At 40.1% G+C, this 12,115-nt stretch carries 10 protein-coding genes; all 10 read left to right on the forward strand.

Translation table 11 applies throughout. From position 1 onward, the window contains the following. On the forward strand, nt 1–926 hold a 926-nt coding region (locus PN447_RS14745), incomplete at its 5' end, for a hypothetical protein (protein WP_271763789.1). After that, nucleotides 917–1,570 carry a CIS tube protein gene (locus PN447_RS14750; protein WP_271763790.1) on the forward strand — a complete coding sequence of 218 codons (654 nt, stop codon included), beginning with the start codon at nt 917–919 and terminating at the stop codon, nt 1,568–1,570. The genes PN447_RS14745 and PN447_RS14750, both read left to right, overlap by 10 nt. A gap of 12 nt (nt 1,571–1,582) precedes the next feature. Then, nucleotides 1,583–2,650, forward strand: a complete 1,068-nt coding sequence (locus tag PN447_RS14755) for a phage late control D family protein (RefSeq protein WP_271763791.1) — start codon at nt 1,583–1,585, stop codon at nt 2,648–2,650. Continuing rightward, the gene (locus PN447_RS14760; RefSeq protein WP_271763792.1) at nt 2,647–3,354 is read left to right on the forward strand and encodes a phage baseplate assembly protein V; all 708 of its coding nucleotides are present in this window, start codon (nt 2,647–2,649) and stop codon (nt 3,352–3,354) included. The genes PN447_RS14755 and PN447_RS14760 overlap by 4 nt, the downstream gene beginning before the upstream one ends. Next, nucleotides 3,354–3,740, forward strand: coding sequence for a GPW/gp25 family protein (locus PN447_RS14765; RefSeq protein WP_271763793.1), 387 nt, complete (start codon nt 3,354–3,356; stop codon nt 3,738–3,740). The genes PN447_RS14760 and PN447_RS14765 overlap by 1 nt, the downstream gene beginning before the upstream one ends. Before the next feature lie 6 nt (nt 3,741–3,746). After that, nucleotides 3,747–7,328 (forward strand): putative baseplate assembly protein, encoded by a 3,582-nt coding sequence (locus PN447_RS14770; protein WP_271763794.1) that lies wholly within the window; start codon nt 3,747–3,749, stop codon nt 7,326–7,328. Between the two features lie 3 nt (nt 7,329–7,331). Next, nucleotides 7,332–8,315 carry a baseplate protein J gene (locus tag PN447_RS14775; protein WP_271763795.1) on the forward strand — a complete coding sequence of 328 codons (984 nt, stop codon included), beginning with the start codon at nt 7,332–7,334 and terminating at the stop codon, nt 8,313–8,315. Then, the gene (locus tag PN447_RS14780; RefSeq protein WP_271763796.1) at nt 8,297–10,186 is read left to right on the forward strand and encodes a phage tail protein; all 1,890 of its coding nucleotides are present in this window, start codon (nt 8,297–8,299) and stop codon (nt 10,184–10,186) included. Before PN447_RS14775 ends, PN447_RS14780 begins: the two co-directional genes overlap by 19 nt. Before the next feature lie 19 nt (nt 10,187–10,205). Beyond that, nucleotides 10,206–10,649, forward strand: a complete 444-nt coding sequence (locus PN447_RS14785) for a hypothetical protein (RefSeq protein ID WP_271763797.1) — start codon at nt 10,206–10,208, stop codon at nt 10,647–10,649. Between the two features lie 113 nt (nt 10,650–10,762). Continuing rightward, a partial coding sequence (locus PN447_RS14790; protein ID WP_271763798.1) for an eCIS core domain-containing protein occupies nt 10,763–12,115 on the forward strand: 1,353 nt, incomplete at its 3' end.

Here is a 12,115-nt window from a genome sequence, read left to right on the forward strand (position 1 = left end):
ACTCTTCCATTGGGGAAACTACATCATCACCCAGTATCAGCTTACCAGTAATTCAACCTGAGAACTCTCTCACAAATCAACCATTACAAAACATACCTTTAATTAACCTAGTTAATCCCAACTCTTCCATTGGGGAAACTAAATCAACTTCAGAAATTCCCATTCAACGTAAGTTAGATACCACATCATTACCCAGTATCAGCTTACCAGTAGTTACCGCCGATAACTCTTTCACAAATCAGTCATTACAAAACATACCTTTAATTAACTTAGTTAATCCCAACTCTTCCATTGGGGAAACTACATCATTACCCAGTATCAGCTTACCAGTAGTTACCGCCGATAACTCTTTCCCAAATCAATCATTACAAGACATACCCTTAGTTGAAAGGTTATCACCTAGTATTAATATTCAACATTATAGATCAACTTTAACCACTCCAATTAAGCGAAAATTAGAAAATAGAAATAAAGTAGTAGTTGATTCGGGAGCTAAAAAGCCTAAATCTGCTTATAATCAACAGATTTTATTAAAAGTAAAAGTTAACTCTGAGCCATATTCGCCTCAATTAGAACCATTAATATGGTCTAATTCTCCCATTTCTAAACAAAAGGGAAATAACTTAAATAGTCAAGAACTAAATCACCAGACAAGTTTGATGTCAACAGCTAATCATAGCACATCATCCCATCAGTCACAAAATCCTATCAGCAATAGTATTTCGGTTAACCAAACAACAAATATATCCCATTCTTCTGTTAATTCACATCCTCCTCCAATTCACCGCAATCAACAAAATTCACTAGAAGGAGTGAGTATACCACCTCAGATTAATGTTGATGATTTAGTTGAAAAAGTAGAACGAAGAATCATGCGGAGACTAGTTATAGAAAGTGAACGGAGAGGTAAAAAGAAATGGCGCTAGAAAAGTTAAAAATTAAAGCCGAAAAAAGTAGTGAGGGAGATTTCGCCGATGAAATCGAAGTTTTGTTTAATCCTAACCAGGTACAAATTAATAAAACTGGTTGGACAATCGGCGAAAAAGGTCTAATTCCTTCTAAGGATTTAGCCACTTTAACCATAGAGTTATTCTTTGATACTACTCTTACAGGTTCTCCTCCGGAAAATGTCCAACAATATACCAAGCAAGTTTTTAATTTAACTCGTCCCAGAATTGGGACAAGCGAGAAAAGGCCACCTCGATGTAAGCTAGCTTGGGGAACCATTGGGGGAAAAGATAGTATTTTATTACCCGATGGTGTTTTAGAAAGTGTGACGAAAACTCTAACCCAGTTTTTGGAAGATGGTACACCTGTGCGCGCTACTTTGAATTGTACATTTAGGGAGTGGACAGAACCAGAAAAACAACAAAAAGAAGAGAATTTAATTGATGACCCGGTTCGCATTGTCAAACGAGGGGAAACCCTCAGTAGTATTGCTCATGAAGAATATGGAGATCCCAATTTATGGCGAATAATTGCAGCAGAAAATCAGCTAGATAATCCCCGTAAAATACCACCAGGGTTAGTTTTGACAATTCCACCTTTGCGAATTGAAAGTTACACTTAAGGGAGGTAAAATATGTCTGATTATAGTGGTGCAAAAAGTCTTTCTCCTAATATTAAAGTTTTAATTAAAGGACAAAAGCTTTCTGCTCAAGCAAGTGCGGATTTAATTTCGGCCAAAGTATATGAAGATATAGAAGCACCAAGTATGTTTACCTTGGAATTTGCTAGTTGGGATTTAGCGAAAGGTAAATTAACTTGGATTGATGATGATTTATTTGAGATTGGTAATGAAGTTGAAATTCAAATGGGTTATGAAAATCAATTAAAAACGGTCATTGTGGGAGAAATTACGGGATTAGAACCTGAGTTTCTCCAAAGTTCTGCGCCGATATTAGTAGTAAGGGGACATGATCTGCGTCACCGTTTGTTACGAGGAACTAAAACAAAATCCTATGCGAAAATGAAAGATAGTGATATCGCTAGTCAAATCGCTAGAGCTAGGGGACTATCACCAAAAGTTAAGGATACTGATGTGAAACATGAGTATGTTTTGCAGCATAATCAAACTGATTGGGATTTTCTCCAAAGTCGTGCAGAACGCATTGGCTATGAAGTCGTTATTGATAAGAAAACATTATATTTTCAACCTCCGCAAAACGACGGTCAAAAGGTTGTAAGTTTAAAGTTTGAAGAAAATTTACGGGAATTTTTACCCCGTTTAAGTACCATGTCTCAGGTGGAAGAGGTGGAAGTAAAGGGATGGATACCGGAAGATAAAAAAGAAGTTATAGGTAAAGCATCTGCAGGTAAAGAAGGAAGTAAAATGGGGGGTAAAACTACTGGTCCTAAAACGGTAGAAACCTTTGGGAAATCTGTTTCTACTGTAGTTATTCAACCAGTAGCTAGTAAAGAAGAAGCTGATCAAATAGCTTTAGGACAGTTCAAAGATATGGCGATCGCCTATATAAATGCTGAAGGAACTTGTCCGGGAATTCCCACTTTGAGAATTGCCAAAGTTATCGAAGTAACTGGAGTGGGAAAGCGATTTAGTGGAATGTATTATGTGACATCAACTGAACATAATTACTCAGAATACCAGGGTTATAGTACTTTATTTACTGCGAGGAGAACTGCATCATGATGGGAATAGATTTGTTATTACCAGATGACCCCAATGTTCGCTTTTATGGTGTCACTATTGGCGTGGTTACTAATATTAAAGACCCCGATGGAGTAGGGCGAATTAAGGTCAAGTTCCCGTGGTTATCTGATGAAGATGAAAGCGCTTGGGCTAGGGTTATGACTCCCATGGCGGGAGAAGATAGGGGATTTTACTTTTTACCTGAAGTTGATGATGAGGTTTTAGTGGCTTTTGAACATGGTGATATTGCCTTTCCTTATATTTTAGGCAGTTTATGGAATGGTAAGGATAAACCACCTTTAGAAAATGATGATGGGGAAAATAATATCCGCATGATTAAATCCCGCAGTGGTCATAAAATTGTTTTAGATGATACGGAAGATAAGGAAAAAATTATTATTGAGGATAAAAGTGGTAAAAATATAATTACCATTGATTGTGAGAAAAATTCCCTGAGCGTTCAAATAGAAGAAGACATCAATATTGAAGCTAAGGGAAAAATTACTATCAAAAGCACAGACAAAGATATTGCCATTGAATGTAAGAATCTAGAAATTAAAACTCAACAAGAATGTAAAATAGAAGCAGGTTCAAATTGCAGCATTGAAGCTAAATCTAAAGGGGAATTTGCAGCGAAGTCGGGGTTAGAAATTACCTGCGCTGCGGGAGTCAAGGTTAATAACGGGGCTTTGGAGGTGATGTAATGGATATTGATTTTTTAGGGGTAGGTTGGACCTATCCTGTGCAGTTTGATGACAAGGAAAAACTGCTAATGGCGAAGTATGAGGATTGTGTACGTCAGTCAATTTGGGCGATTTTAAGTACCTCCAGAGGTGAACGTGTCATGCGTCCTAATTTTGGCTGTCGAATTCACGATCGCGTTTTTGCACCCAATAGCGCCGGTACAGTGGGCGAAATCATTAGTGATGTACGTTCGGCTCTAGTGGAGTGGGAACCGCGCATAGATATTTTAAATATTGATTTGCTTTCCCATCCTTCTCAACCTAATGTGCTGCACATTTCCATTAATTATCAAGTTCGCACCACTAATAATGCCTTTAATTTAGTTTATCCTTTCTATTTACAGTAGCGAATTATGTCTATTCCTCCACCTAAAATTGACCAACGCAGCTATGAAGATTTGGTTGAACAAACCCAAGCTTTAGTTAAGCAATATACAGATAAAGATTTTAATAAATCAGATGCGGGTTTAGCACTAATGCGGATTTTCAGCCGCATGGCTACAGTAGTCAGCGATCGCCTCAATCGCGTTCCCGACCGCAACTTACTAGCATTTCTTAACTTAATTGGGACTCAACAAACTCCACCCCAACCCGCTAGAGTCCCCCTCACTTTTAGTTTAGCTGGTCGTAGTCCTGTAGATGCCCTTGTTCCCGCCCATACTCAAATTTCTGCACCACCTTTAGAAAACGAGAAGGAAGAAGTTATCTTTGAAACTGAACAAGATTTGTTGGTTACCGGTACGAAATTACAAGCAATGTTTGTCATAGAAGACCGGGATTATTACAGCGATCGCACTGAAAACACCATTCCTGCTAATGTTCAGCAAAATCAACCATTTTTAGCCTTCACTGGTCATCAACCAGTTGAGCATTACTTATATATCAATTGTGAAGAAATTTTCCAGATTCCCGAATTAACAACTGCTACCATCACCATACATACTGATAGCCCACACGGTGCTATCAAACTGCAAGCATTACTAGATATATGGTTTTATTGGGATGCAAAACAATGGCAAACATTAACTAATGTACAAACTCAAGCAGAAGCAGCACAATTAATTATTACCTTAACACAGTTACCAAAATTAATGCCTGCGGAAATCAACGGGCAAAAAGCCAAATGGTTAAAAGTCGCTTTGATACCACACAACCGGCAAAATTTACCGGAAATCACTCAAATTAATTTCAGTATTAATATTAATCATACCCAAACCCCCAAACTCTGTTTATTTAACACCTCTTCCGTCGATTTAAGCAAAGAATTTTACCCCTTCGGGGCTACACCCCTGCGTAACGATACTTTTTCTATTCCTCTAGCTAATGAATATATTAAACCCGGAGTCGCTATCATCATTGATGTTAAATTGAGTCATGAACCGACCTATACCCAAGATTTAGAAATTATTTGGGAAATAGGCAACGGGCAAGAATGGCAAATTATTGAAACAACAACTAATGAAAATCAATTTAGATGGTACAATAACTCATCACCCATTAAGTTTATAGAAAATAGTACATCATCTACCTTTCAATTCCCCCAAAATTTACCAGAATTAGCTGAGAATCAGGAAGAAAATTATTATTGGATTCGTGCCAGAATTACTAACGGTATTTATGGCAGAAAAGGCAGAGAAAGAAAATATGTTGTCTATAATGATGTCACCCTGGTTGCTCAAAATATCACCTCTGGACAATCAGAAATATACGTTGATAGTGTCGATGAATTAGAAATTGACAATATTATCCGCCTGCAAACTTCTGGGGGTGAAATCCTCCAAGAAGAAATTAAAATTATTGGCAAAGTAGAAGCACAAAGAAAGCTAATTTTAGAGAATACCACCCGGAATGCTTACACAGCCGGCAGTCGAGTTTTAAGTAAATTTACTATGGCGGAAAATACTCCTGATACCTTTGATCCGCCTGTAGTGGAATCGGTAAACATTACTTATACAGTTGCTTTAGAAAAACCTGCCTTTTATTATGCCTACAATGATTTTATCTATTGTGAAGGCACTCCTGTATTAGTGAGATTATCTCAAGCTGCTCAACCAGGGGAAACTATCATACATCTGGATGATGTCAGCCCCTTTAAAATCGGTGAGTTCCTTAAATTTGATGATAATCACCCAGAAAAACAGCAAATTGAACTCATTGATGGCGATCGCAACTTAGTTATTTTCACCAAACCCCTCAATTATCATCATCAACGTGCAGCTAGAGTCATCCGTTGTTTTCATCCCTTAACACCCCAACTTAACCGTCACTCTGCTTTGTATTTGGGATTTAATCAACCATTTCCCCACCGTCCCAGCACACTTTACTTGCAAATCGAACCCCCAAAACAAGAAGAGGTTTTACCCAACGCCAACCGGGGGACAACTGACATTAATTTACAGAGAATTGCTTGGGAATATCCTAGCCCCAAGGGATGGAAACCCTTAATTGTCCAGGATGAAACCCAAGCCTTTGTCGAAAAAGGTTTAATTCAATTTATCGGACCTACAGACTTTATTCCCTCACCTTACTTTGGTAAACCACTGTATTGGTTACGCGCTCGGAAACAGCCAAATAATTGGGAAAATCTGCCCTTTAGCTTGATCTATATCTTTCATTGGGCATTAGGATTTCAACGGTTAAGACTATACGGCTTAATGCGCTACCTTTTTCAACAACTAGCCCTTTCTGCTGATTTTACCGTACCCCCCCGGCTGCGTTCTGTCCGCACTAATACTGTTTGGGCTAGTCAAACTATTACCTTAGAAAATGAGATTTTAGGTTCTAGTAATAACGATCCCAAACAAGTATTTACTACCACCCATTCCCCCATTCTCCTGGGACAAAAATTAGAAATTCAAGAAGGGAAAATCCCACCTGATGACGAACGCCGAATTATTGCACAAGCATCAGGAAATATTGCACCTGTTATAGATGAAACCGGGCGGTTAGTAGAAGTGTGGATACCTTGGGAAGAAGTACCAGATTTTTATAGTTCTACACCTAAAGACCGTCACTATGTCCTTGACCGCCAAACCGGGAAAATTTACTTTGGTGATGGACAAGCAGGGATGATTCCCCCACGAGGACGTAACAATATTAGGTTAAGTAAATATTGTACTGGAGGCGGTATTAAAGGTAATCGCGCCCCCCAAACCATCGCTGAACTCAAAACCACTATTCCCTATATAGACAGTGTAATTAATTGGGAGGCTGCTACAGGAGGAAACGAGCAAGAATCTTTAGACAAACTCAAGGAGCGATCGCCCAAACGACTGCGCCACCGTAACCGCGCCGTCACCGCTCAGGATTTTGAAGACCTAGTTTATGAAGCATCCATAGATATAGCTAGGGTAAAAATTATCACCCCAGAAATGATGTTTCCTGATTATAATCCCTTGCTAGAAGAACTCTGGCTAGAACCTGATGGTACATCTAAGGCGGCTTTACAAGAAAATCACATCAAAGTTTTCAACCACGAAATTCGCGCTGGTCGAGTCTTAGCCATTATCGTTCCCTACGGTGAAGAACGCCAACCCACCCCCACACTAGCATTACTCAATCGCGTGCGGAATTATTTACAAGCCCGATTTGTCCCCACAATCACCCTACTGGTCTCAGGACCAAAATGGCAAGAAATCAGAGTAATTACGGAAATTGTCCCCGTGGCTGTAGAAAATGCTGATGCGGTAAAACTAGCTGTGAGCGATCGCATACATAGTTTTTTACATCCCCTCACAGGGGGAGATCAGGGAAAGGGATGGAGTTTTGGCCGTAAACCTCATCATTCTGACCTTTATGCTGTCCTGGAAAAAGTACCAGGAGTTAAGTATGTCCGCGCCCTAGATATTCAACCCGTCGATGCAGTCATCGATATCCAGACCATGATTTACTCAGGTCAACATATCGTCACCTTAAAACTACCAGGAGACACTTAAACCATGACATTACCCTTACCCAACCTGGACGATCGCACCTATACCGACCTAGTACAAGAAGCCATTGGCCTCATTCCTAGTGAAGCCCCCGAATGGACAGATCACAACCCCTCAGATACAGGAATTATCCTGATTGAATTATTCGCCTGGTTAACAGAAATGGTGTTATATCGCACCAATCAAATTACCAACCGTAACCAAGCGGCATTTTTAACACTACTTCAAGGGGAACCTTACAAATTACAAGAAGGAAAATCAAGCAGTCAACAGAATGCCATTTTACAAGCAGAAATTCAGAAAACACTAGTACAAATACGGCAACGTTACCGAGCCGTCACCGCCAAAGACTTTGAGCAAATTATCTTATTTGACTGGTTGCAAACCAAAACAGCAGCATGCTGGGGAGAAGCTGCGATCATGGCGCGGGTAAATTGTTTACCAGAAACAGACTTAGAAAATGCAGACATTAACCAGCTAGTAGAAGCACATATTACCTTAGTCGTCTTACCCAAAATCCAGACTCCAGACACAGAAATTATTAAAAAAACAATTAAAAAATTTCTTGATCAAAGAAGACTAATTAGCACCCGCTTGCACGTAGTCGAACCCAACTATGTCAACATTAAAGTTGCGGTCACCTTATATTTACATGATAGTGCCTCATATCAGGCAGTGCAAACAGAAGCCCAACGCCGACTCACAGGTTTCTTTAATCCTTTCCCCTGTCCAGAATATTGGCAAAATCAAGGTTATCCCTTTGGCAGAGATATTTATGTTTCTGAACTTTATGAATTATTTGATCATTTACCAGGAGTTGATTATGTAGAACAAATTCACATCAGCGAATTTGAGGAACATCGACAGCAAATCAACGCCCAAAATCAACTTACCGCCATTTCTTTACACGACAATGAATTAGTCACACTAGAGATTGGTGAAATTACCACAATGCAACGTTTAGGAGACAAATGGAAAAAGAACGACTAAGTAGTTATTTAGAATATCTACCAGCTTATCTGGAAACAGATCCCTTTTTAGGTAGATTTTTACTCGCCTTTGAAAATATCCTCAGTGGTATTCCTGAACAAGAAACAGATTTTACACCCCAAATTGTTAGCAAAAACACAGCCACCCCTTGGGGTTTAGAAACCCTGATCGATCAAATTCACACCTATTTTGACCCCCAACAAACCCCAGCGGAATTTTTACCCTGGTTAGCCGGATGGATAGCTTTAAGTTTGCGGGATGATTGGGATGAGAAAACCAAACGCCAATTTATTAGTCAGATGGTTCCCCTGTATCAAATTCGGGGAACAGTTCCCGGTCTGAAAAAAATGCTGGCAATTTATTTAGAAAGTTTCGGGTTGACTTATCCTCAACGGACAATTTCTATATTTGAATTTGACGACAAACCCCATTATTTTCAGGTTCAACTGGCCTTACCCAGCAATCAAGTTATTGACCCAGAGAGATATTGGCGAGAATTCCGTATTTCTAAAGGAATTATTGACCAAGAAAAACCCGCCCATACTTATTATGCTTTAAGAATCTTAACACTCACCATGCAAATTACCCAAGCATGGGGAGGTTGTTACCCCTTTATTTTATTTGATGCACCCCCAGAACAAAAATTTCAAATTCAGGCCAGGATTCAACTCGATAATTACCCGCCAGAACATCCCCTAGAAAAAGAAATATTAATTCGTATTCAAGGAAAAAACTTACCCCTAGAACCGAATGGTAGCCAGATGGGGGCTGATGTCAGACAAACTGTATTTTATCAGCAATTTATTGGCAATCCTGATGGTTTTTTTATTGCCCTATCCAATTTAAGCAGTGAACAACTCACAGGGAAAATTACCGTCCTAGTTAACTTTCATCTCAACCAGCAACAATATTCCCACATTATCTTTGATTCCCTACCCTTTGACCTAGAACCTAACTTAAGAATTTATCGCCCCCTGAATCAATTAGAATTAATGCCGGGAAATACTCGCCTGGACTCAGAACCACAACGAACCTTACATCTCCATCAAGACCCCCCCTTAAACATTCATCAACCCCAAATCACACCGATAGACGGTAATACTCGCCTGGGTGCGAGAGTCGGTGAAACCATGCGTTTAGTCCATGATGCCAGGTTAAGGATTTACAAACCCAGACCATTATGGCACAGCATGGAAGGTAATACTCGCTTAGGCAACCAAGTGGGTGCATCCTTGCAAATTCCCACAAATGCTGAACAGACCCAATTAAAAATTTACCGTCGCCATCAAGAAAACAAAATTGGTAACACATTGATCGGGACTAAAATCGGCGCAACCATGCGACTGGTTCCTAACTCCCAATGGTTAGAGAGAATTTACCGCTTTAAATTATTTGATTCCCCAGCCAAAAAGAAAATAGAAATAGAAGCAATTATCGAACTTACTGGAGTCGCAGAAACCGCCGGAGAGAAAATAGCCAGACTTTTAACATTAAGAATTCAATCTTGTACTTCCTCCTTTAGACCCTTAATGCCTAACTTAGAATTTTCCGCCCAAGGACTGCGGGGGACACACCAAGTTAGCTATCAGCGTTTTTTGGAGAATCCCAAAGGGTTTTATGTCGTCTTATCTAACGTTAATGACTGTCCAGTGTCAGGTAAAATCACCATCAAACTCAACTTTAATCTCAATCAACAACCGGTTTCTCAAGTCATTGTAGAACAAGAGTTTAATTTGAGTCCCAGGGTGAATGTACTGGAAATTTGTCGGTTAAACAATAACGGACGAGTACAAGGTAACACCATCATTGGTAGAGTTACCCCCCAAATGCTCAAGGAGTCCACAATTAAAGAAGAAGCCTGGGTAGATTAATGAAAATTAATTAATTTTTTTGATTCCAATTATTATGTCAGACTATATTTTAACCACAGGCGACATCGCCATGTTTAACCCCCCATTTGGACAAGCAATTGTCACCGTAATTCCTGGTAATATAGTGGGGTCGAGTAAAAACATGATTAACAAAAAAATGGTGTGTGTTGATGGCGATGAAAAAAGCGTCATCGTTCCCGGTTGTCCCTATATGACCCCATCACATCCCATTCCCGGCGTAGGAATCCTTTCCATAGACTCCCTCGCCCCCAATCAAAAAGCCCTGAGAACCAAATGCAACGGCAAACCCGTTTTACTCAAAGGAAGTACATTTAAAGCTAAATTTCAAGTTGTTGTTCCCGCACAGCAACCCACACCCGGCGGACCTGTTCCCGACCCCACACCCCAATATTCTGGGACTGGGAGTTTTATCACTACTAACTTTCGTGTCAAAGGAACATAAAACTCGATATTTACCTTAGTAGCTTGATCTGCGTAAATGCTCCCAAAAATCCCAAGTTTTCTGACTACCATTCACATCCATATTTCCAATCAGAAAAGTAGAGAGTAATGTATATGGGTACTTTGCGGCAAAACCAAAGCCAAAAAACTCAAACCACTGCCAAACAACAGGCTAAATCTAGCAATAACCGCGATATCCATCCAGTAGAAGAGTTACAAGAGATGTTTGGCAACCAGGCACTAGGTAGCCTGATTTCGTCGCAAAGTTCCCAACAGCAGCCAGCAGATAGTTCCGTAAACCTACTTCTTCGACAAATCCCCACAGCTAATAACTCTTCAATTCAGCGTCGGCCTTTATTCCGCGGTCTTTCCCACGAACTAGCAGCCAGTCAAAAAAGTTATCCAGTCCAGGCCAAGCTGAAGGTTAATCAACCCGGGGACAAATACGAACAAGAAGCTGATAAAGTAGCCGCACAAGTAGTTAAGCAAATTAATCATCCTCCATCCCAGCCATTAGCTCACCCAGAAGCTATACCCAGCCCAAAATTAATGCGAAAGTCGGTGTCATCTCCAGGGAATGGAGCGGGGGGAATGGCCACCACACCACACTTAGAAACAGCCATTAAACAAGAACAAGGTCACGGACAACCTATCTCTGAAGACATTCGAGAACCCCTTGAACAGTCCTTTGGTGTTGATTTTAGTCGAGTTAGGGTACATACTGATGATCCATCAGATGAATTAAATCGCTCTCTTCAATCTGTCGCATTCACAACAGGAAAGGACATCTTTTTTAAGCGTGGAGCTTATCAACCTAAAAGCCGCCCAGGTCAGGAACTACTAGCCCACGAGTTAACCCACGTAGTACAGCAGGGAGGTCATCGACCCGTTGTACAGCGTAAAGAAGACAACAAGGCTCAAAACTCCCCAGAGAAAAAGACAGGAGCAATAGATATTTTCAAAGACCTACCTGAAGACATCGCAACTGTCAAATCATTGTTAGACTCTCAACTCAGTGATATTCAAGTCGGCTCCGGTTTAAAGCTTTTGCAACCTAGTTGCAAAATCGATGATAAATCTCCCCATTACAATCTCACAATTCAAGGTGGTTTTGCTCTCGACCTTGGCTCAAATGCTAATAATGTCAAGTCAACGGGGAATTGGAAAATCACTTATGATAGTTCCAAGAAACTTTGGCATAGTGAGCTTTTAAATGCTTTTGTTTCCGCAGAATTAGGTGGAGTCTTTACATTCACTACACAAAATCCCAAATACGACAATAAAACCAAATCCTTGACCAGTGATAAAGCTAGTATCACTATTGAACCACTCAACAATACCAAGGGTGTGGTAGAAGGGACTTGTATCAACAGCACAGGAATTGATTGGAAAACCATCACCGTCACCACCAACGATATTAATTTGGGTGGTATCGCCACAATTAAAGATATTAAGGGTACTATCCAA

Origin of the sequence: Anabaena sp. CS-542/02 (genome assembly GCF_028331085.1) — a bacterium.
In the GTDB taxonomy this organism is placed as follows: Bacteria; Cyanobacteriota; Cyanobacteriia; order Cyanobacteriales; family Nostocaceae; genus Anabaenopsis; species Anabaenopsis arnoldii.

Bases quoted from the DNA above. Each gene is read 5' to 3' on its own strand.
- PN447_RS14750 (WP_271763790.1), top strand. From the start codon at position 917: ATGGCGCTAGAAAAGTTAAAAATTAAAGCCGAAAAAAGTAGTGAGGGA.
- PN447_RS14755 (WP_271763791.1), top strand. From the start codon at position 1,583: ATGTCTGATTATAGTGGTGCAAAAAGTCTTTCTCCTAATATTAAAGTT.
- PN447_RS14775 (WP_271763795.1), top strand. From the start codon at position 7,332: ATGACATTACCCTTACCCAACCTGGACGATCGCACCTATACCGACCTA.
- PN447_RS14780 (WP_271763796.1), top strand. From the start codon at position 8,297: ATGGAAAAAGAACGACTAAGTAGTTATTTAGAATATCTACCAGCTTAT.
- PN447_RS14760 (WP_271763792.1), top strand. From the start codon at position 2,647: ATGATGGGAATAGATTTGTTATTACCAGATGACCCCAATGTTCGCTTT.
- PN447_RS14765 (WP_271763793.1), top strand. From the start codon at position 3,354: ATGGATATTGATTTTTTAGGGGTAGGTTGGACCTATCCTGTGCAGTTT.
- PN447_RS14770 (WP_271763794.1), top strand. From the start codon at position 3,747: ATGTCTATTCCTCCACCTAAAATTGACCAACGCAGCTATGAAGATTTG.